The 21,703-nt window shown below is 61.9% G+C and carries 17 protein-coding genes; 12 read left to right on the forward strand and 5 right to left on the reverse strand.

Annotation, left to right across the window (positions count from 1 at the left end; all coding sequences use genetic code 11):
- Window positions 1–56: 56 nt before the first annotated feature.
- Window positions 57–1,259: a pyridoxal phosphate-dependent aminotransferase gene (locus HYE77_RS30275; RefSeq protein WP_177070278.1), complete on the reverse strand. Its 1,203-nt coding sequence runs from the start codon at window positions 1,257–1,259 to the stop codon at window positions 57–59.
- A gap of 223 nt (window positions 1,260–1,482) precedes the next feature.
- On the opposite strand from HYE77_RS30275, the gene HYE77_RS30280 reads away from it, so the two are divergent.
- Window positions 1,483–3,507 carry a c-type cytochrome gene (locus HYE77_RS30280; RefSeq protein WP_177070280.1) on the forward strand — a complete coding sequence of 675 codons (2,025 nt, stop codon included), beginning with the start codon at window positions 1,483–1,485 and terminating at the stop codon, window positions 3,505–3,507.
- Between the two features lie 142 nt (window positions 3,508–3,649).
- Here the strand turns inward: HYE77_RS30280 and HYE77_RS30285 are convergent, their stop codons facing one another.
- Window positions 3,650–5,668 (reverse strand): TonB-dependent receptor, encoded by a 2,019-nt coding sequence (locus HYE77_RS30285; RefSeq protein ID WP_177070282.1) that lies wholly within the window; start codon window positions 5,666–5,668, stop codon window positions 3,650–3,652.
- A gap of 378 nt (window positions 5,669–6,046) precedes the next feature.
- Here HYE77_RS30285 and HYE77_RS30290 point away from each other — a divergent pair, with 378 nt between their 5' ends.
- Together HYE77_RS30290 and HYE77_RS30295 are read left to right on the forward strand one after the other, a co-directional pair.
- Complete coding sequence (locus HYE77_RS30290) at window positions 6,047–6,283, forward strand: VF530 family DNA-binding protein (RefSeq protein WP_003216406.1); 237 nt, start codon at window positions 6,047–6,049, stop codon at window positions 6,281–6,283.
- A 1-nt stretch (window position 6,284) separates the two neighbouring features.
- A complete protein-coding gene (locus HYE77_RS30295; RefSeq protein WP_003216408.1) occupies window positions 6,285–6,926 on the forward strand; it encodes a Pr6Pr family membrane protein in 642 nt (213 codons plus the stop codon).
- A 71-nt stretch (window positions 6,927–6,997) separates the two neighbouring features.
- On the opposite strand, the gene HYE77_RS30300 is transcribed toward HYE77_RS30295, so the two are convergent.
- Window positions 6,998–7,747: a siderophore-interacting protein gene (locus HYE77_RS30300; RefSeq protein WP_008435572.1), complete on the reverse strand. Its 750-nt coding sequence runs from the start codon at window positions 7,745–7,747 to the stop codon at window positions 6,998–7,000.
- Entirely contained in the window at window positions 7,744–8,292 is a 549-nt protein-coding gene (locus HYE77_RS30305) for a PadR family transcriptional regulator (protein WP_003216412.1), read from the reverse strand. Before HYE77_RS30305 ends, HYE77_RS30300 begins: the two co-directional genes overlap by 4 nt.
- A 540-nt stretch (window positions 8,293–8,832) precedes the next feature.
- On the opposite strand from HYE77_RS30305, the gene HYE77_RS30310 reads away from it, so the two are divergent.
- Genes HYE77_RS30310 through HYE77_RS30350 form a run of 9 tightly spaced genes read left to right on the forward strand, consistent with a single transcriptional unit; the run spans window position 8,833 to window position 16,502 of the window.
- Entirely contained in the window at window positions 8,833–9,354 is a 522-nt protein-coding gene (locus HYE77_RS30310; protein ID WP_023659208.1) for a fimbrial protein, read from the forward strand.
- Between the two features lie 51 nt (window positions 9,355–9,405).
- Window positions 9,406–9,966, forward strand: coding sequence for a fimbrial protein (locus tag HYE77_RS30315; protein WP_023659209.1), 561 nt, complete (start codon window positions 9,406–9,408; stop codon window positions 9,964–9,966).
- 16 nt (window positions 9,967–9,982) lie between these two features.
- Window positions 9,983–12,595, forward strand: a complete 2,613-nt coding sequence (locus HYE77_RS30320) for an outer membrane usher protein (RefSeq protein WP_177066634.1) — start codon at window positions 9,983–9,985, stop codon at window positions 12,593–12,595.
- Entirely contained in the window at window positions 12,592–13,344 is a 753-nt protein-coding gene (locus HYE77_RS30325) for a fimbria/pilus periplasmic chaperone (protein WP_003216420.1), read from the forward strand. The genes HYE77_RS30320 and HYE77_RS30325 overlap by 4 nt, the downstream gene beginning before the upstream one ends.
- 21 nt (window positions 13,345–13,365) lie before the next feature.
- Complete coding sequence (locus HYE77_RS30330) at window positions 13,366–13,947, forward strand: fimbrial protein (RefSeq protein WP_003216422.1); 582 nt, start codon at window positions 13,366–13,368, stop codon at window positions 13,945–13,947.
- A gap of 10 nt (window positions 13,948–13,957) precedes the next feature.
- Window positions 13,958–14,455, forward strand: a complete 498-nt coding sequence (locus tag HYE77_RS30335; protein ID WP_134327277.1) for a fimbrial protein — start codon at window positions 13,958–13,960, stop codon at window positions 14,453–14,455.
- A 14-nt stretch (window positions 14,456–14,469) separates the two neighbouring features.
- Window positions 14,470–14,949: a fimbrial protein gene (locus tag HYE77_RS30340; RefSeq protein ID WP_134327276.1), complete on the forward strand. Its 480-nt coding sequence runs from the start codon at window positions 14,470–14,472 to the stop codon at window positions 14,947–14,949.
- Window positions 14,950–14,960: 11 nt separating this feature from the next.
- A complete protein-coding gene (locus HYE77_RS30345) occupies window positions 14,961–15,494 on the forward strand; it encodes a fimbrial protein (RefSeq protein ID WP_087692798.1) in 534 nt (177 codons plus the stop codon).
- A gap of 36 nt (window positions 15,495–15,530) precedes the next feature.
- Window positions 15,531–16,502 carry a fimbrial protein gene (locus HYE77_RS30350; protein ID WP_008435561.1) on the forward strand — a complete coding sequence of 324 codons (972 nt, stop codon included), beginning with the start codon at window positions 15,531–15,533 and terminating at the stop codon, window positions 16,500–16,502.
- Window positions 16,503–16,515: 13 nt separating this feature from the next.
- Here HYE77_RS30350 and HYE77_RS30355 read toward each other — a convergent pair whose 3' ends face one another.
- Window positions 16,516–21,621, reverse strand: coding sequence for an NEL-type E3 ubiquitin ligase domain-containing protein (locus HYE77_RS30355; protein ID WP_177070284.1), 5,106 nt, complete (start codon window positions 21,619–21,621; stop codon window positions 16,516–16,518).
- Between the last annotated feature and the right edge of the window lie 82 nt (window positions 21,622–21,703).

A 21,703-nucleotide genomic window follows, 5' to 3' on the forward strand; every position in this document is an offset into this window, starting at 1 on the left:
TGCCCATTTCGAAGCCGCGTTTTTCGTAGCCCAATTCCTGGTACAGCCGCTACCTGTTATCGGCGATCACGTAAAGGCGCGGCGTCGGCCCCAAGCCCTTCGACGAAGCCGGCAATGCGCTGGCAAGCCTCCCTGAGGGTGTCATCGGCGACGGTAAACGAAACCCGCACAAACCCTTCGGCGCTGGGGCCAAACGCTTGGGCGTCAAGCACCGATACGCCGGTCTGGCGATACAGTTGCCAGGCGAATTCCCGGCCGCTGAGCCCGGTGCGGCGTACGTCCACCAGCATGAACATGCCCGCCTGGGGGACTCGGCAGTCCAGCTCGCTGATCGCACTCAACGCGTTCACCACCAGGTCACGCCGGCGCCGATACACCACACGGGCATCGCTGACCAAGGCCTCATCCAGTTCCAGTGCCTTGATCGCCGCCGCCTGGATAAACCCTGGCAGGCCATAAATCATGCACAGCAGCAAGTTTTCCAGATGGTTGATCAATGTGGGCGGGCCGGCCACCCAGCCTACCCGCCAGCCAGTCATGGCGTGGCTTTTCGACAGGCTGTTGAGCACCACCGTACGCTCGGCCATGCCGGGTAATGCGCTGATGCTCAGGTGTTGATCGTCATAGATGAGCTGCCCATACACTTCATCGCAAATCACCCACAGGTCGTGGGCGCGTGCCACTTCGGCGACGGCTTCCAGCTCTTCGCGGCAGTAGACGTTGCCGGTGGGGTTGCACGGTGTAGCGAGGGCGATGCCCCGGGTCTTGTCGGTAATCGCGGCTTGCAGCGCGGTACGGGTCAGGCGAAAGCCGTTGGCGGCCGGTTGTTCGACGGTTTTAATGCGTGCCCCCGAGGCTTGGACACAGGCCTCGTAGGTCAGGTACATCGGCTCTGGCACCAGCACTTCATCGCCGTGGCTGAACAGGCACAAGCAGGCCGCGAACAGGCCATTCTGCGCGCCGGCGACCAGGGCGATATTGTCGGCGTGCACCGCAATCCCTTGCAGCAGGCTCTGCCGGGCCGCGATGGCTTCCCGCAGTTTCGGGCGGCCGAGCACAGGGGTGTAGTGGGTGTCGCCGGCGCGCAGGGCGTCCACGGCGATTTCACAGATCGCGCTGTGTGTGGCGAAATCCGGGTCGCCGACACTGAGCACAATCACGTCTTCGCCACGCAGTTGGGCTTCGGCGGCGGCGTAGTGAATATCCCAGGCACTGACGGATTCGCCGCCAATGCGCCCCACAAAGGGTGAATAACGCATCCTTGCTCTCCTCGCCGACATCGATGCCCGCGTCAATTAGTCAATTTCAGTTCCACTGTAGAACATGCCGCCTGATCCACATCAAGGGCCGCGCGCAAAAAATCCGCTACAACGAAGCTGGGGCTGGCCATGCCCCGGTTATCTGCCTGATGACCCAATAAAAACGATTGCAGACCTGCGCCGAGGGGACCGCCCCAGGCCGGGTTATTAAAGGAATAGTGCGATGATTTTTCCCCTGTCACGTCTGGGCCTTGTGGGGGTGGTGCTGTGCCTGTCCCTTCCCCTGCACGCCAACGAAGCCGACCCCACGCTGATCGAACAGGGCAAATACGTTGCCCAACTGGGCGACTGCATCGCCTGCCACACCGCCAGGCAAGGCGCGCAGATGGCCGGCGGGCTGGAACTGGGCACGCCGATGGGCACGATCTATTCGAGCAACATCACCCCGGACCGTGACACCGGCATCGGCCAGTACACCTTCGAGCAGTTCGACCGGGTGATGCGTGAAGGCGTGACGCCGGCCGGGCAGAACCTGTACCCGGCGATGCCTTACCCGTCCTACGCGAAGATGAGCGAAGGCGACATGCGCGCCTTGTTCGCCTACCTGATGCAGGGCGTGGAGGCGGTGAACAAACCCAACCTGGACGCCGAGATGGGCTTCCCGTTCAACCAGCGCTGGGGCCTGGCGTTGTGGAATTTGGCGTTTCTCGACAAGCAACCATTCGTGCCGGACCCGGCGAAGGATGACGTGCTTAACCGTGGCGCCTACCTCGTCCAGGGCCTGGGCCACTGCGGCTCGTGCCACACCCCGCGCGGCATCGCCTTCCAGGAAAAAGCCCTGAGCGACGCGGGCCGCAGTGGCCGGCATTACCTGGCCGGGGAGACTGTCGAGCACTGGCGCGCCTTGAGCCTGCGCAACCTGTGGACGGTGGACGACACCGTGCAATTGCTCAAGACCGGGCAGAACCGCTTTGCCACGGTCGCGGGCAACATGGCGGATGTGATTCATCACAGTACCCAACACTTCACCGATGCCGATTTGACCGCCATCGCGACGTATCTCAAATCCCTGCCGCCGGGCAAGGACGACCTGCCGATGCCCGCCGTGGCCCACGAACCCGCCGCACCGCCCAAGGACTTGTTCACCAGCCGTGGTGGCCTGGGCTATATGCAGTTTTGCAGTGACTGCCACCGCAGCGATGGCGGCGGGGTGAAAGGGCTGTTCCCGCCGTTGGCCGGCAACCCGAGCGTTGCCTCGAACAACCCGACGTCACTGCTGCACATCACCCTCACCGGTTGGGAAACCGCCGAGACCGCAGCCCATCCACGGGTCTACACCATGCCTGGGTTTGCGCGGTTGGCGGATCAGGAAATCGCTGAAATCCTCAGTTTCGTGCGCAGCAGTTGGGGCAACGAAGGCACGCCTGTCACGGCTGCCCAAGTGAAGAAAATGCGCGGCCAGCTCAACCCGGTCACCACCGACTCGTCAGCGTTTGAAACCCCACGCCTGGCCGAATTGTTGGCGGCGCCGAATGCCGATCAGGTGGTACGCGGCATGCGCCTGCACCTGCAGACCAAGGAACTGCTGCCCAATAACGTGGGCAACTCGCTGAACTGCACCAGCTGCCATCTCAACGCCGGCACTGTGGCGGATGGTTCGCCGTTTGTGGGCGTCTCGGCATTTTTCCCGAGCTATGCGCCGCGTGCGGGCAAGGTGGTGAGCCTGGAAGAGCGGATCAACGGCTGCTTCCGTCGCTCGATGAATGGCAAGCCGTTGCCAGCGGAATCGGCGGATATGCAGGCGATGGTGGCGTACTTCGACTGGATGAAAAACAACACCAGGCCCGAAGACAAAGTCGCCGGGCGCGGGGTGGGCAAGGTCGACCCGGCGATCAAGCCGGATATGCAGAATGGCAGGCAGGTCTACGCCAAGCAGTGCGCGGTGTGCCATGGCGACAATGGCCAAGGGTTGACGCGGGCGGATGGCGAGTTGGTGTACCCGCCGTTGTGGGGCGAGCAGTCGTTCAATATCGGGGCGGGGATGGCGCGGCTGTACACGGCGGCGGCGTTCGTCAAACGCAACATGCCGATCGGTTTCCACGAGAAATTCCCGTTGGGGCAGGGCGGGTTGTCGGATCAGGAGGCGGTGGATGTGGCAGCGTACTTCTCCCAACAACCTCGTCCGGATTTCCCGGACAAGGTGAAGGACTGGCCGAAGGGGGGTAAGCCCGTGGATGCGCGGTACTAACCCCACCACCTATTCGAAGTGGGCACAGTCAATGTGGGAGCGGGCTTGCTCGCGAAGACGGTGAGTCAGTCACCCATGTATTGACTGACACTGCGCTTTCGCGAGCAAGCCCGCTCCCACAGTTTTAACCGAGTGCAGTCAGTTAGAAGGTGGTGCGCAACCCAACCTGCACACTTCGACCCGGCGCCGGGGCGATGTCCCGCAGGATCGAACTGGCGTAGCGCACGGTCTGGTTCGTCAGGTTCTCGCCGTTGACGAACGCCAGCCACTGGCTGCCGCCGACATTGAAGCGGTAGCCGGCGCTGGCGCCCAAGGTGGTGTAGCCGTCGGTGCCGCTTTCGTTATCCGGCACCCGGCCCTGGCCCGCCGCGTGTTCAACGTCAATCCGCGCCTGCCAGCGATCCAGTTCCCACAAGAGGCCGCTGTTCAAACGCAACGGTGCAATGCGGGGCAACGCTTCACCCGTGTCCAGGTTGGTTGCACGGGTGTAGTCGCCCGACAGTTCCAGCGCGAATTTGCCATAGGCACCTTCCCCCAGCTTGATGTGATCCTGGGCTTCAAAGCCTGCGAAACGCGCACGCACACCGGAATATTTGTACTCAGGGATGCCGCCGGTGTCTTCCTCGCCTTCGTCATTCAAGGTGCGACCGCTGCCCAGCAGGCCGATGTAATTGGAGAAGTGGCTGTAGAACACGCCGAAGCTGCCCTTGTGGGTGCCGTTGTCGAAGCGCAGCGCCAGGTCGCTGGACACGGCTTTTTCTTTCGACAGGTTGGCGTCGCCCAGTTCATAGGTGCCGGTGGCGACGTGAGCGCCGTTGGCATACAGCTCGTAGAAGGTCGGGGCACGTTCGGTGTAGCCGAGGGTGGCGGCCAGGGACCAGATCGGCGTGAGGGTGTACACCGCGCCGGACGACAGGCTGCCGGCGGTGAAGTCGGCGGATTTGTCGGCATTGGCGAAGCGTGCGTTGCCTTTGCCGTCCGGGTCGACGTTAGTGTGTTCCAGGCGCCCGCCGAGGCTCAGCTTGAGGCGCTCGGTGGCCTGCATTTCTTCGAGAATAAACAGCGCGCCGGCGTTGGTATCGGTCTGTGGCACGAAGGCTTCTTCACCCAGGGCCGAGAATTCATTGCGACTGACTTGGGCGCCCACCACGCCGTTGAACGGCCCGATCGGCAAGTGTCGCGCTTCCACCCGGGCTTCATAGCCCTTGTTCTTGAAGGTGGTGCCGGTCTCGCCGCCTTCGATTTCCATGTGCTTGTAGTCGGTATAGCCGGCGTCGAGTTTGACCGAGGTGAACGGGCCTTGCAGGTTGCGGATTTCGGACGCAAAGGCGTAGTGATCCTGCTTCATGCGGATGCGCACGTCCTGCTCGGCCGGGGAGCCGTAGTTGCTGTCGTAGTTGCTGTAGGACAGCCCGGCGTAACCGTCGTCCCAAGTGTAGGAACCGCCGACTGCACCACCGTCCTGGCGTCCGTCGCTGTTGCCGAGGCGACCGTTCTTGCCTTCACCGTCGTCGCTTGGCGGTGCATGGCGGCTGCGGGCAAAGCCGGGGATTTTCAGGTCGTTGAATTCCCGCGCGCTGGCGTCCAGGTGCAAGGCGAAGGTGCCGTTGCCGGCTTCCAGTTTGCCGGCGCTGCTGCGGGTGGTGTCGGCGCCGCCGTAGCGCAATTCACCAGCACCGTGAATGCCTTCGATGGCTTCGGTGGGGATGCGGTTGTCGAAGGTATTGACCACGCCGCCGATGGCGCTGCCGCCATAGAGCAGGGCGGCCGGGCCACGCACGATTTCGATGCGGTCGACGTTGACCGGGTCCAGCGGCACGGCGTGGTCATAGGACAACGACGAGGCATCCAGCGCGCCGACTCCGTTGCGCAGGAGGCGAATGCGGTCACCATCCTGGCCACGAATGATCGGCCGGCTGGCCCCCGGGCCGAAGTACGACGACGACACACCGGGCTGCTTGTTCAGGGTTTCACCCAGGCTGCCTTTTTGTTGCAGGGTCAGGTCATCGCCTTCCAGCACGGTGGTGGGCGAGGCGAGGGTTTCGCTGCCCAGCGGGTTGCCGGTGATGACTTGAGGTTGCAGTTCCAGGGCGTTGGCCTGGGAGGTGATCAACAGGGCGGCGGCCAGCGGGGTGAGGCGCCAGAGAGAAGAGAGGGACATCGGTCGTTCCTTGGCAAACGGCAAAAAGAGAAGGCTGAAAACGGTAAGGGATTCGATACCCTTTGATAGTTATCGTTACAATATAACATCACTTTTTTCCCTGCCAAGGGGAACTTTCCCAAACCCCGCTCGATCACTCCCACGCTGATCGTTCCCACGCTCTGCGTGGAAATGCATGCCGTGACGCTCTGCGTCACCATTGCGCAGGGTTAAAACTTGCGTCGACCGAGGGACGCAGAGCGTCCAATTCGGCATTCCCATGCAGGGCGTGGGAACGATCGAACAGTGGCCTATAGTGAAGGCAACGCTTCCACCCGCACGGCCCGTCCGCTAAGGTGCGCGGCTTCGTTTTCTTCTTTTCTGCACAAAAGGCCCGGCATGACCGCGACAAACAAAGACCCACTGCACGGCGTCACCCTGGAACAGGTCCTCACCGCGCTGGTGGCGCATTACCAATGGGAAGGCCTGGCCGAACGCATCAACATCCGTTGTTTTTCCAGTGACCCGAGCATCAAGTCGAGCCTGTCGTTCCTGCGCAAGACCCCGTGGGCGCGGGAGAAGGTCGAGGGCCTGTACGTGAAGTTGATGCGCACCAAGCGACCGGTCGAGGATTGAGGTGAAACGTCACCTTATCGGCCTCGCAGCCCTCGGCGGTTGGGCCGGCCTGGCGCTGCAGCAGTACATCATTTTCTACTTCCGCTGGGTCGATGGCGCCAGCCTGTTGCCGGGCCTGGTGAATTTCTTCAGCTTCTTCACCGTGCTCACCAACACCCTGGTGGCGGTGGTGTTGACCCATGCGTGGGTGCAACGGCCAACCGCGGCGAGCCGATTCTTCCTCGGGCCCGTAGTCAGCAGCGGGATTGCCGTGAGCATTGTCGTGGTCAGTCTCGCCTACAGCCTGTTGTTGCGCCACATGTGGCAGCCTGCGGGGGTGCAGTTTGTGGCGGACGAGTTGCTGCACGACGTGATGCCGTTGGTGTTTGTCGCGTATTGGTGGTGGTGCGTGCCCAAGGGCAGTCTGCGCCTCAAACACATCGGGCTGTGGGTGATTTACCCGGTGGTGTACTTCGCCTATGCGTTGTTGCGCGGGTATGTGTGGGGGCTGTATCAGTACCCGTTCATTAACGTGGACACCCTGGGTTATCCACAGGTGTTCATCAATGCCGGGGGGATTCTGGTGGGGTTTGTGCTGATTGCTCTGGGGGTGGTGGGGCTGGATAAAATCTGTAGGAGCGAGCTTGCTCGCGAAGAACGTTAACGATAACGCAGTGTGTCTGGTTTAACGCGGCGCTCTCAGGTTCTTCGCGAGCAAGCTCGCTCCTACAGGGATCACTGTTGCCAGTAACCCACGGCCTTGAGGAATGCCTCATTGACGTTGTGCGTGTCCAGCAGCACCCGCCGTACCTGGCGCGAGAGCTTGCTCTCGGTGGCGACAAAGCTGTACAGCGAACCGCCCGGCAGCGTCAGGTTCTGCACCGTCTCGAGCAGGTCATCCTGGCCGCGCACCACCCAGATCACTTCCACTTCGGCAGCGCTGGCCAGCGGCTGCTGTTCCGCCGCATTGGCGATCTCGATCACCGCCAATACCTTGCGCCCCGCCGGTAATTCGTCCAGGCGCCGGGCAATCGCCGGGATCGCGGTTTCATCGCCGATCAACAGGTAGCTGTCGAAGATATCCGGCACGATCATCGAGCCACGCGGCCCACCGATATGCAGGTGCTGGCCGACCTTGGCCTGCTCGGCCCAGGTGGAGGCAGGGCCATCGCCATGCAGCACGAAGTCGATGTCCAGCTCGCCGATGTCCAGGTCGTACCGGCGTGGGGTGTAGTCGCGCATGGCGGGTTGCGGGCCGTCACCGCGCAGGTTGAAGTCGGGGCTGTCCAGCGCCGCTTGTTCGGCGGCGTTCTGTGGGAACAGCAGCTTGATGTGATCGTCACTGCCCAGGCTGATAAAGCCCGCCAGTTCCGGCCCGCCCAGGGTGATGCGGCGCATGCGCGGGGTGATGTCGACCACCCGCAGGACTTCGAGGCGGCGGCGTTTGATTTCGTGGGTCACGCGGTGGATGGCTTGGGTATTCATTGAGCTTTCCCGTCGGCAATGGCTTGGGCGGTGCTGTTGAGCAGCGCCGCGACACGAACGATTTCTTCCGGGCTCCAGCGCCCGTGGTGCGAATGCAAGGCGTGGCGCAGGTTATGCACCGCCTCGTGGATTTCCGGCGGACGGTCCTGGCCCCGCAGCGAACGTTTGCTCACATCCATGCGCATGCGAATGCCTTCGAGGGCAACCGCCTGTTCGCTTAAGAAGAGACGACCGGCGTCGGTGATTGTGTAGCGTTTTTTTCCGTCTTCGGCGTCGCCGGTAATCAATTCGCTTTCTTCGAGAAAGGTCAGCGTGGGGTAGATCACGCCGGGGCTGGGGCTGTAGGCGCCGTCGAACAGGGTCTCGATCCGGCGAATCAGGTCGTAGCCATGGCACGGCTGTTCGGCGATCAGCGCCGGCAGCAGCAGTTTCAGGTCGCCGGGGGCGAAGACCCGTGGGCCACGGCCGCCGCGCTCGCGGCCTGGACGTTTGTCGAAGCCGTCGCGGCTGTCACCGGGGTCGCGGTGTGAATGATGGTCTCTCATTTCGGGTGCTCTCGTTTGGTTTAGATACAACGTAAGATATATCTTATTGCCGCCGCAACCCCGGCAGACGAACGGTCATCTCGCGTCTTGTGAGACGGGACTCGAAACGGGCCGATCAGCGCACTGACCCTTTCGACATATTCGCCAACTTGTTAGTTGGCGCGCCCCAGTAATTACTGTTGTTTTTTATAATATGTAATCCTATTCTTACGGACTTGTTCTGCACTAAATCATTCTCGTTAAGTTGATGTAGTCCGTTTCTTACGGTTGATTCAAAAGTTTTGGCAAAGTGCCATAATTTTCCTATGTGTCTTGGTGTGACAAGGCTACGTGAATAAGCGAATCGACCGGCTTTCATATTCAAAATCGAAATGGATAATTGCCCGGCCTCGAACGAACTCCTGAATTGCAATACAAGTAATTGGAAAGCATCCGATTTCCATTGCTTCAGGAAATTGTTCTGGCGCTGGGTTAATTAAGTCCTGTGCGCAACTAAGCCAGGATTTCGTTTTGATTTTTAATACATGTGAGCCTCTGCAAATGAAGACTAAAGTAAAAGCTGCGCTGTTGACTGTCGGCCTGTTGGCGGGTTCGATCTCTGTTGCTAATGCGGCGGACGGGACGATTACATTTACCGGTTCGGTCCATTCGGGTGCTTGCTCTATCAAGCCTGAGTCTGTGGATCAGTCAGTTGCACTTGGCGCTATTGCAAAGCATCAGTTGCAATCCGGCGGCAAGTCCACCGCCCGCCCCGTGGCGATCGAGCTTGAAGGTTGCGACCTGTCTGGCCTCACCGATAACACCGTGACCACTACCTTCACCGGTGCACCGTCCAGCGTTGTGCCTGGCGGCATCGGCACGGTCGGCAGCGCGGGCGGCATCGGCATCATGATGACCCACGGCGGCAAAGCGATTGAGCTGGGCGTGCCAACCACTCCGCAGGCCATTGTTGCCGGTAATAACACCCTGCAGTTCGGTGCCTACGTACAAGGCCAGGCGACAGGCGACATCGTTCCTGGTGATTTCAGCGCGGTCACCAACTTCACCTTGGCTTATCAGTAAGTGTTTCCCCCGCCACCACTGGTGGCGGGGGAAAACTGGCGGGAGATCTAGGTGAAAACATTCATAAGTCTCGCTATTGCCTCTTCATTGACGTTGTTCATCAGCCCTTGTGATGCCGCGCAGACGCGTGTGCAAGGCGATGGGCTCGTCACGCTGGGAGGCGAGATCATCGACTCGGCCTGCGGGCTGGAAGCGGTCACTGCCGATCAGACCATCGACATGCCTCCCGAACCCATCGGCCGCCTGTTGCGAGAGGGCGCGGGGCAAATGCAGCCGTTCCAGCTACGGCTGGTCAACTGCACCGTGACGCGTCCCGACCCGCTGCGCCCCGGCGAAACGCTGCCGGACTGGGAGCATCTTCGCGTGACGTTCGACGGGCCCAGCGATATGGGCGGGCGCACCTTTGCGGCCTTTGGGGCCTCGCAGGGGGTTGCTTTCCATATTGAGGACGCCGCTGGCCAGGTGAGTGTGCCGGGAGTGCCGATGGCGCTGCTGCCGGTGGTTGATGGCGACATGACACTTCATTACAGGCTCCGCCTGGTGGGCAACGGAGTGCCGCTGTTGGCAGGGGCTCACCGCGCGGCAGTGCGGTTCAAGTTGGAATACTTTTGAAGATTGAGTTGCGTGTATGTTGAATACGTCGAAAGTCATGAATACGCTGCGCCCCAGCCTCTTTGGCGGGTTGATATCACTGGCTGGAACTGCAATGGGCGCCGGGGATATTGAGTTTAATACCGACGTTCTTGATCTGATTGATCGCTCCAATATTGACCTGTCTCAGTTTGCACGCAGTGGGTTTATCTTGCCTGGCACCTACTCGATGGTGGTCCAGCTCAATACCCAACCTATATCTGAACAATCGGTGGCGTTCTTTGCCCCCGATGATGATCCCAAAGGCAGTGTGCCCTGTTTATCGCGCGAGCTTGTCGAGCAACTGGGCCTCAAGGCGTCCGGTGCTGACCAGCTGAAGTGGTGGAAGGGCGGGCAGTGCCTGGATGTCACGGGCTTGCCCGGCATGGAGGTCAGTGCCGACCTGGGCACGTCCACCCTGGACATCAACCTTCCCCAGGCCTACCTGGAATACAGCGCCATCAACTGGGACCCGCCGTCACGTTGGGACGAGGGGGTGCCGGGGCTGCTGGTCGACTACAACATGACGGCGCAGTCCAGCTACCGCAAAGGTGACGGTACGCGCAATGACCTCAGCGGTAACGGCACACTCGGGGCCAATGCCGGGGCCTGGCGCCTGCGGGCGGATTGGCAAGGGCGTGTCGAGAAAGACCGCGAGGCGCAGGCCAGCCGGCAAAAACTGGAGTGGAGTCGCTATTACGCATATCGCGCCATTCCTGCGCTGAAGGCACGCCTGGTGTTGGGCGAGGACTACCTGTATTCGGACCTGTTCGACAGCTTCCGCTTTACCGGTGCCGGGCTCAAGTCAGACGAAAGCCAGCTGCCGCCCAACCTGCGGGGCTATGCACCGGAAGTGGTCGGGGTGGCCAAGACCAATGCAAAGGTTGTCATCAGCCAGCAGGGGCGTGTGCTCTATGAAACGCTGGTGGCGGCAGGCCCTTTTCGGATCCAGGACCTTAACGACGCCGTGTCCGGCACGCTGGATGTGCGGGTCGAGGAGCAGGACGGTTCGGTACAGAAATTCCAGCTCGATACGGCAGGCGTTCCCTACCTGACGCGTCCCGGGCAGGTTCGTTACAAGCTGTCTGCCGGGCGACCGTCCAACCTGCAGTACGAATCCCGCGGTGACTTTTTCGGTACCGGCGAGTTCTCCTGGGGGATCAGCAATGGTTGGTCGCTGCTGGGCGGTGCGATAACGGATAACAACTACCGTGCGCTGTCGGTGGGCGCGGGGCGGGATTTGCTGGCGTTCGGGGCCGTTTCCCTGGACGTCACCCAGTCTCGCGCCAGCCTGTGGGGCCAGACACTTTCGGGCAAATCCTACCGCCTTCAATATTCCAAGAACTTTGAAGAGTACGACAGCCAGGTCACCTTCGCCGGTTATCGGTTCTCCGAGAAGAACTACTTGAGCATGAGCCAATACCTGGATGCTCGGCACTATGGGCTGAACGGTGAATTGGGTGGGCGCGGCGTGTTCGATGAAGACGGTAACTTCATTGAACACTGGAAACCCATTGGCGGTAACAAGGCGCTGTATACGGTCACGGTGAACAAACAGTTCCGCGATCTGAACACCACGGTGTATGCCAGCTACAACAAACAAACCTATTGGAACCGGCCGGACACCCAGCGCTGGAACCTGTCGGCGTCTCGTTACTTCAACGTGGGCTCTGTCAGGAACATGAGCCTGTCGCTGAATTTATATCGCACCCATGAATACCAATATAAGGACAACGGAGCAGCGCTGACGGTCAGCCTGCCATTGGGACCCACCGGCACCCTGTCGATGGATGCCAACAGGGCCGGCGGCAAAAACAGCTTTACCACACGCTACGCCGATCGCCTGGATGAACGTAACAGCTACCAGGTCAGTGCCAGCGACACCTCGGCCAGCGGCTACCTGAGCCATATTGGTGACCAGGCCGACATCGACCTTAGTGCCACGACGCAACAAGGCAATAACCGCACCCTCAGTGCATCCGTGCGTGGCGGCGGCACTCTCACCCCTTACGGCGGGGCGCTGCATCGAACCACCAGTACCGGCGGAACCCGGCTGCTGGTCGATACCGCCGGTGTGCCCGATGTGCCCGTGCGGGGCTACGGCACGCCGACCCGCAGCAACGCGTTCGGCAAGGCGGTCATCTCCGACATCACCAGCTACCAGCGTACGGCGGCCAGTGTTGACCTGGAGAAATTGCCCAGCGATGTCGAGGCCACTCAATCCGTGACGCAACTGACCCTCACCGAGGGGGCCATTGGCTACCGATCCCTGGAAGTGATTTCCGGCCAGAAGGCCATGGCGGTTCTTCGCCTGCCGGATGGCAGCGCACCGCCCTTCGGCGCCACGGTGAAAAACCGCAAGCAGCAGGACACCGGGGTGGTGAATGACGGCGGGGATGTCTACCTGAGCGGCATTCAGGCCGGCGAGCAGATGATCGTCAGTTGGGGCGGCACCGAGCGCTGCGTCCTGACGCTGCCCGTCGAGTTGCCAACGGATGCGTTCACCGATGCCCTGCAACTGCGCTGCCAGAGGGTAGCCGTCGATCAAGCCTCACCCGAGCCAGCCACCCTGACCGGCCAGCGAAACACTATGGAGAACCCATCCTCATGAAACACAGCACACGTTTTACCTATGCACTGCTGCTGGCGGTCTTGAGCCAGAGCGCCAACGCCGCTGTCGGCCTGGACCGTACCCGCGTGATTTTCGACGGTGGCAAAGACGCAACCAGCGTCAACATCACCAACAACAACCCCCAGTTGCCGTACCTGGCCCAGGGCTGGATCGAGGATGAAGAGGGCAACAAGATCACCTCGCCGTTGATCGTGCTGCCACCGGTCCAACGCCTGGAGCCCGGCAAGCAGAGCCAGGTAAAAGTCCAGGCGTTGCCGGCCGCCAAATCGCTGCCCCAGGATCGAGAGACGGTCTACTACTTCAACCTGCGGGAAATTCCGCCGCGCAGCGACAAGCCCAACACCCTGCAAATCGCCCTGCAAACCCGGATCAAATTGTTTTACCGGCCGCAGGCAATTACCCCCACCCAGCAGGACCTGTCCAACCCATGGCAGGAAAAGCTGACCCTTACCCGGCAAGGCGATCACTACCAGGTGAATAACCCCACGCCTTACTACGTGACCCTGGTGGATGCGCGCAGCAGCAAGGACGGCAAGACCATACCGGGCTTCGAGCCGGTGATGGTCCCGCCCAAAGGCACGCAGGCCCTGGGGCCGACTGCCAAGGAGCTCGGCACCACCCCCTATTTGTCCTACGTGAATGATTACGGTGGCCGTCCGCTGCTGGCGTTCACCTGCAGTGGCGAGACATGCAAGGTGAACACGCAACTGTCTGTGGCCAATCAGTAGTGCCTGCTGCCGGAGAACGTCATGAAGTTGCACACAGTGAAGGTCTTGGGCGGTCTGTTGCTGGCCCTGATGGGGCCGGCGCACGCCGCGGATGACGAGGATGTGGAGGGCATGGTCGGGATGCTCAACATTCTCGGGTCCATGCACGAAACCCCCTGCAGCCTGGAGATGGCATCCCTGCACCAGACGATCGACCTGGGCCCGGTGTCGGCCAGCCAGTTGCAACGGCCGGGTGACCAGGCGACCTCCGTGGCCTTTCAACTGCTGTTCGAGGATTGCCGGCGCACCGCCGGCCGCATCGCCAGTGAACGCACGGGGAACCTGACATGGAGTGCTTATCAACCGGTGCTCTCGGTGGCGTTCATCGCACCAGCCGATGCCGATGATTCACGGCTGGTCAAGGTGCAAGGCATCACCGGGATGGGCCTGCGCCTGACCGATTCCCAGGGGCGCGATGTACAGCTGGGTTCAAGGGGGGAGCCATTGTTCTTGCCCTTGGGCCGCAACACGCAGACCTGGAACGTCCAGCCCACGCGCACCCCGGCACCCCTGACCAGCGGTGCATTCCGGGCCGTGGTGGATTTCAGGCTCAATTATGAGTAAGGGCAGAGCAATGACCAGGTTAACCGGCCCGTGGGCCATTTTTATCGGTGCGGGACTGCTGTGGGTGGTCAGCCAGGGCGTGCAGGCCGATACCAACCTGACGATCCGCGCGACCATCATTGCACCTCCACCGTGCGTGATTAACAGCGGCGGCACACTGAATGTGCCGTTCGGCAATGACCTGCTGACGTCACGGATTGATGGCGTGAATTATCGACGGGACGTGCCGTATACCGTCACCTGCAGTCCTCCCGTTTACAGCAACGCGATGACCCTGGAACTCAAGGGCGCGGCAGCCGGGTTTGATAACAAAGTGCTCTCGACCCCCAAGACCGACCTGGGGGTCAAGCTCTTCGCCAATGGGGCGGACTGGCCGCTGAACACGCCGCTCAGGTTTACCCATCCGACCTTTCCGGTCGTGCAGGCGGTGCCGGTCAAGCGCGCAGGCAGCACGCTGACGGGCGGGGCATTTGCGACCGCCGCCACCCTCGTGATCGAGTACCAATAATGAGGAAACGATCAATGAAATGTTGGCCACAGCGAACGTTGCTCGGCTTGTGTTGCTTCGGCTTTTTCAGTGCTGCGTCGGCCAACCTGACGTTCAACGGAACGCTGAACGAGCCGCCGCCCTGCACGATTGATTCGGGCAGCACGATTGAAGTCGATTTCGGGGATGTCGGCACCAAGCGTGTCGATGGCGTGAAATATCGCAGGGCCGTCGGCTACACCATCCGCTGCGGCGCCTCCACGCTGCCGTGGCTGTTGAAGTTGAGCGTCAAGGGCGCAGAGACAACCTTTGATAACGCGGCCCTGCAGACCACTGCGCCTGACCTGGGCATTCGGCTGTACCAGAACAACGCGCCGTTTCGCCTCAACACGCCGCTGGACATCAGCCTGGCGGCACCGCCGACCTTGGAAGTGGTGCCGGTCAAACGGCCGGGTTCGGTCCTGAAGGCCCAAGGGTTCACGGCGGTGGCCACGCTGTTGGCTGAATACCAGTAGGAGTCGAGTGTATGCGACACGCAATGATTCATAAGGGGCTGGTCCTGCTGCTGACCTTCGGCCTGGCGGCCACGGCGCAGGCGGTGGACAACCTGAGGTTCAAGGGCAACCTGGTGGAACAGGCCTGCACCATCCGCCCGGGCGATGAAGCCATCACCCTGGAGCTGTGGGACCTGACCAGCAAGCACCTCTACATCAACACACGCTCAGTGGGCAAACGTTTCACCCTGCACCTGGATGACTGCAATACCACCATCAGCGACTCGGTGACCATCCTGTTCAACGGTGCGGAAAACCGCGCGCTGCCCGGTTTGTTTGCGCTGGACGGTGGCAGCGGTGCCTCTGGTATCGGGCTGGGTTTGGAGACACTGAGCGACAAGCCGGTGCCGGTGAACAAGGTCGGCGACGAACAGAAATTGAGCCCCGGCAACAACGTAATCCTGCTCAAGGCCTATGTGCAGGGTGAGCCGGATGCCCTGCGGGACAAGACCATCGGGCACGGCAGCTACCGTGTGACTTCGACGTTTACGCTGGATTATCCGTAACGCTAAACCGTTATGCATGGGATGAAAGAGAACAACATGAAACGACTATTTGGAGCCGTTGTGCTGCTTGCCCTGGCTGGCGTCACGACGACCGTGAAAGCGGCTGATTGCCGGGTCAATGGCGGCAATTGGCAACGGGTGAGCATTGGCGGGACGTTGAACCTGCAGGTTCCGGTGAATGTGCGGCTGGAGGTGAATGAGCCGCGCATTCTCCTGTCCGGGGTGAGGATCGAATGCCGGTTTGAACCGGACAGCTATACCCCGGATGGACGGCAGGACTACTGGGCCACCGGGACGAGGATCGGCCCGGCCTGGTCGCCTGGTCCGAAGTTCGTCAGCCAGACGACCGGCTTGCGTATCAATGGCAGTTATTGGAACACGCCTATCCAGGCGGGTATCAGGATTGCGACCATGCCTAACAATACGTCTCCGATCCCGATCGATGTCATCCCTTATATATTGATCCGCAACAACCCGACCAACCCGATCGACATTCGAATAGGTGACACTCTGGGCGTGTTACGTCTCGACCAGACCAACAACTACGATTCCTTTTCCACGAGCCTGCAGCTTACGTACATCGCCAACAACGACTTCACCATCTCCCCGTCGTCGTGCACGATCAACAATAACCAACCGATCGAAATCAACTTCGGCAACGTGCACCAGAGGGCGATAGGCACCGACCCCGTATCAACCACCGTTCGTACCGATCGCACGCTCACCTACCGGTGCCCGGACCCGGGGATTACCACGCCGATCACCATTACCTACAAAGGCACGCCGTCCTCGTTCAACGCCAATGCGCTGGTGATGAGTAATCCGAACGTGGGCACGGCCCTTGTCCGTCAGGGGACTGCGGTTCGAGTCAATGGCTCGTTCCTGACCCGTATCACCAACAGTTCCGGGAGCGACGTTGTAACGTTCGCCCTGGTCAAGCAGGCGGGGTCCCTGCCTGTCGAGGGGCCGTTGAACGGCAGCGGCGTACTGGTAATGGGGGTGCCATGACACACCCATACGGTCAGACCTGGCGCGTGACGCGGTTACGTTGTTGGCTGTGGCGTTCCAAAGCCTGGTGGGTCAACTCGCGCATCCATTGTTTTTCGCGGTAGCCCAGTTCGTCGAGCAGCAGGTTGTAGCTGTCGTCCGTCATGGGGTGCCCGGTCAGCACTTGTGGGTGCGGCACACCCAGGGCGTCGGCGAGACCGATCAGCGTGAGCCTCAACGCTTCTTTCTGCTCGTCGGGTAAGCCGTTGGCCTGGGCCAGCCTGGCCTGGGCTTCCTGCAACTCATCAAGGCGCGCGCATTGCTCGTCGAAATGCCGGGCATTGGCCTCAAGGGTGTTCGGGTGGTGGTCGTGCAGGTACTCTTCCCAATAGGGCTCCAGCAACATCTGGTTGACCAGGCCATCGCCTTCGCCCAGCTCCAGCACCGTGCTGTAGGCCTGTTCGATCTGCGTGGGTTTTACGTCGCCGGTGTCGCGGTACAGCATGTGTTCCGACAGCCAGGGCAGGTCGAGGCGCTTGGCCAGGGAGGTCTGGTAGCTCAGGTAGACCTCCACGTCGTCCACGTTACCCATCACGCCCTCCCGTCGTTGGGAACGCAGCCATTGGCCGAGGCCGCCTTCGGCTTCGGGTTTGAGCCGATGGGCAATGTCCTCGCTGGCGATGCGGTTCAATTGCTTGAGCCGTGCATTGCCCTTTGCCAGCGTCACCAGTTTGCCCTCGCGCTCGCTGGCCGAGGCGGAGTAACGCTGGGCTTCGCTGACCAGCACTTCGATGCCCAGGTCATTGAAAATCTGTGCACTGCCGTCGGCGCACAGGCCGGGAAAACTGGCCATCTTGAACAGCTTTTCACGCAGCGCCGTATCGTTGTGGGCCGCCTCCAGCAAACGCCAGACGCGCTCGCGCAACGTTTCAAGATTGTCCCAATAGATGTCCATGTCCTGGGGCCGCTGGAAGAAGTCGGGCGCTTCAAGGGCCTTGATCACCTCGAACAAACCCTGGGAGCCGTGCTCGCGCTCCACCGCTTGCCACAGCTCCTGGCGCCTGCCCAGTAACGGCGGCCTGACCCGTTCCAGCCACGGGCCGCTCTCTCCACGGGGTTCATAGCTGCGGTTGGGGTCCAGGCCGGCCGCTTCGCGGTACTGCTCGTATAGCAGGCGCTGGTCGTTGAGCAGGGTGTTGCGGTCCAGGCGGGTATGGGCGACGGTCCGGGCCTCGGCGCTATCGGCCATGAGCGCTGGCACATGATCAATCCGGGTTTGGCTCAGGTCCAGCAGGAAACCCTCCTCCCGTGGGTGGGCAAACAGCCCGGTGGGCCATTGGGTGATGGGGGTGCGGCTGAGGAACAGGCGGCGCAGGTGCGGCATTTTCGAGATGTTCGGTGGCTGCGTCAGCGGGTTGCGGTACAGGTTCAGGTTGCGCAGGTGTTTGAGGTTTTTCAGGCGCGCAATGTCGCCGTTGAGCAGCGTGATCTGGTTTTCCCCCAGGTTGAGGTCGCGCAGGTAGCGCATGTTGGCGATGGGCTCGGGCAGCCGCGTCAGTTCGTTCGCACTGACGTCCAGCTCCCGCAGGGACGGGAATGCCTGCAGAAAGGGCCACTGGCTGTCGTTGAACATGCAGTTGGCCAGCTTCAGTTGGGTGACGTGCTCGAAACCATTGCCCAGCAGCGGCAGGCTGCCGGGCAGGTCGAGGGCGCTGAGGTCCAGGCTCGCGCCGCTCTGCACCTGGCCCAAGTCGTCGCGGTGCTCGGCGAGGCGGTCTTCCCAGCAGCGATAGAGTTTGTGCGCAATGATATTTTTACGCAGTTTTTCCTCCCGGGCCATGCGGCTGTTTTTGGGATGGGGGCCGGGCAGGCGCTTCCATTGCTCCAGCTCCCGGTACAGGTTGTGCCGTTGCAGGACCAGGCGATTGAGGACATCGTTGTTCAGCCCCGGGCCGATCTCATTGAGGAACCGCTGCAGGCGTTCCTCCTCCAGGGTCGGGAACAGACTGGCCAGCACCTCCCGGGCGCGGGCCTGGCCCAGGTGCTCCTGGGCGCGGCGCAACCCGCCGAGGGCCGCGCCGCCGAGCAGGGTGGTGGTCTGCACATCTGCCGTACTGCGCAGCGGTGGCTCGGCCAGCACCCGGCGCCGTTCGGCCAGGGGTTCGAGGGTTTCCATCAGCCAATGCTTGAGCCCGGCGCCCTGGCCGGGCCGGTAGCCCAGTTCACGTTGCTGCGCTTCGGACAGCGCGCGCAACAGGCATTCATACAGGGTATCCGGCCCATGCAGGCGCTGGCCCTGCTGATCGAACAGTTCGTAGCCCATGTCGTTCTGGCGCACCAGCACCCGGCGCCGGCGGGCATCGGCCGGCCCGGCTTCACAACGCAGCGTACCGCTGACCAGGCGATCGCGGATTTGCAGGTGCAGGTCGCCAAAGCCATCGCTGTAGTGCTTGAGGGTATTGAGCACCAGGCGCTCGGTACCTTCGGTGATCGCCCAGGGCGGGAAGAACCCCGCGTAGGCCTGGACACTGTGCTGGGCGAAGCTCAGTTCCCTGGCCTGATTGAGCAGGCGCAGCGGTACGTGGTGGTCCAGGGTTTGCCGTTCGGCCGGGGTTGTGCCGGCCAGCAGGGTGTCGGCCAGCGGCCGGTCCAGCGGGCTGACCTGCTCGCGCAAACGGCGTCCATGGGGATCGGCGCTGACCTGGCGGGCTTGATGGATGTAGTCGGCGATGTCACCGGTCTGGCGCGCCACCGAGTCCGCCAGTTGATCGCGCAAGGTTTGCACGCGCAGTGCTTGCGGCACGTCGCCGCCCAGCAGGTGCCTGATCGACGGCTCATCGAGAAACTCCAGCACCCGCGCCGGCAACTCGCCGGACATCACCTCGGTCAGGCTCAATTGCAGCGTGTCGGCCGGCGATGCCTGCGGGTTGGCGTACTTGTGGGAGTCACCGCTCTTGTCCGAGCGCACGAACACTTCCAATGCCTTGGTTTGGGGCCAGCCCGGCAGCTCGGTGATGGTCTGCTCGAACCAGGCGGACGTCGCATCCAGCGGCAGCGGTGCGCCGGCGCGAATGGTGTGCACGGTCTGTGTGGCAGCGCGCTGGGCTTCATAGCGATTGAGGGTCGCTTCCAGCAGCGGCGGGGTCGGCCGGTTTTGCACGTAAAGGTTGCGCAGCACACCGTCGTCGGCACCGCTGATGCGTTGCATCTGCTGCAGTTGCTGGTTGCTGAAGGGCGCCGTGCGCGGCCCCAGGCGGCGCATCAGCGTGGCGCTGTCCCAGGTGCGCGGTTGCTCGGCTTCATGTACGAAGGCGCCGTCGCCGTTGAACCGCACCAGGGGTTGATAGGCGTTGGCGCGCTCCGGGTGAGCGATACGCGTGTCGCCGGTTTCAGGGTCTGCCTGCACTTCGAAGTGAGTACCTTGCAGCGCGAGGATCTGCTTGCCCCGATGGGTGTGCAGGCCGTCGACAATGGGCGGCTGGTCGAGGTTTTTCACAGCATAGGGCGCAATATCCGGGTGCCACAGGCGCGTGCTGCCGTCGGGCCGCACCACCGGGCGCAAGCCTTCGACGAAGGGGCTGAGCTTGAGCCGTGCGACATGGCCCAACTGGCTGGCAGCACCGAACAAGGCAAACTGGATCACGCTGTCGGCCACCGCGACCACTTGCTCCGCCGCCTCGGCACCACGCCCCTGGGCCCAATCGACAATCCCCTCGAACACCTCGTCGGTGATCTGGTACAGGCTGTAGGCGAGCATCGCTTCCCCCAGCAGCGGCACGAAGGGCGTCAGCACCAGCAGCGCCGCATTGAAGATATCCCCGAGGATTTTTTCCAGGTTGTCCCACCAGGCCCAGCGCGCGTGGCGGTCGGCGGTGGCGGTGGGCACGGCGATGTCCAGGGCATCGTTGACGATCTTGTTTAACTTGAGGCGGTACTGGTAATTCCACAGGTCATTTTCGGCGGCGAGCGTTGAGCGATTGACGTGATCGTCACCGATAGCCTGCACGCTGAATTGCAGGTTTGGCTGGGTGGTCGGGGTGTCGCGCCAGCTGGGGCGCGGGTCGGTGTGGGCGGTTTGATGCCAGCGCACACGGCTCAAGCGTGTATTGAGCCCGGCAAAGAATTCACCGCGCCTGGCGTGGTCGATGAACTGGCTGAAGAAGGTCTGGTAGCGCTGGCTGTCCCGCAGTTTTTCCGTGAGGTGGCTGAGGAAGGCCGCAGGCGAAGGGTATTGCTTCAGAGGGTGTTCGGGGTCTGCGGGGATGTACACCAGCACCTTGCCGACGGGTCGGGTGGGCTGCGGGACAAACAGCAACAGGATGCCGGTCAATGCCGTGTTCATCAGGCTCAGGGTATGGCATCCAAGCGCCTGACCGTCCAGCAGCGCGACGCGGCCGGCGATCAGGTCGAGCACGGCGCCGTGGGCATCGGCGTCGATGTCCCGGTTGATCAAGGCCAGGTGCGCCGCCGTACCCAGGGCAGTCTTCTGAGTGGCAATCATCTGCAGGCGCACGGCCCGGGTCACCGCCGGGTCATAGAACCCCAGGGCCTGGCGCAGGCTTTTCTGGTAGCGGGCGCCCAGGTCCAGGGTGCGGCAGATGTGCTTGAACTGTTCAGCGGTCAATACCGCGCCGGTGATGGAGTGGCGCAAGGTCAGTGTATCCCGCTGCCCGCGTGGGTCTTCGGCGGACAGGAAGGCGTAGTCGACGAAGGTGTCCGAGGCGGCAAAGTTGGCTAGCGCGACGTCCAGCAGCGACAGGGTTTTGCTTTGCTCCCCACGATTGAAATCGTGCACCCACCAGGCAACTTTGGCGCTGGCATACAGCCGCAGGCAGGTGGTTCTGACGTCGATCTCGCCATAGGCCTTCAAGGCATTTTTCAGCAGCGGTTCGGCGAAGGCGTACACGTCGGTCAATGCCTGGAATCGCTGGTCCATCGCAGCCTGCTGCTGCCAGTGTGCGGCGATCGCGGGCTTGAGCGCTTGATGCTGGCTGGCGCTGGCATGGGGATAGTGGCGGATGCCTTGGCGGGCGACGTCGTTGAGTGCGCGCAGGCGGAGTGGCGAGGTGGTTTTCAGCCAGTGCGGCAGGGCGTTTTCGATAAACGCGTGGTGCAGGGACTGGTCGGGTATGTCGGCCATGGGGGCAACCTGTAGAGCTCAAAAAGAAGGCTTGAGTCTATGCACCGGCACGGCTGCGGATAAGTTTGAATAGTGGGTGGAA

Source organism: Pseudomonas sp. IPO3774, assembly GCF_013386835.1.
Classification (GTDB): domain Bacteria; phylum Pseudomonadota; class Gammaproteobacteria; order Pseudomonadales; family Pseudomonadaceae; genus Aquipseudomonas.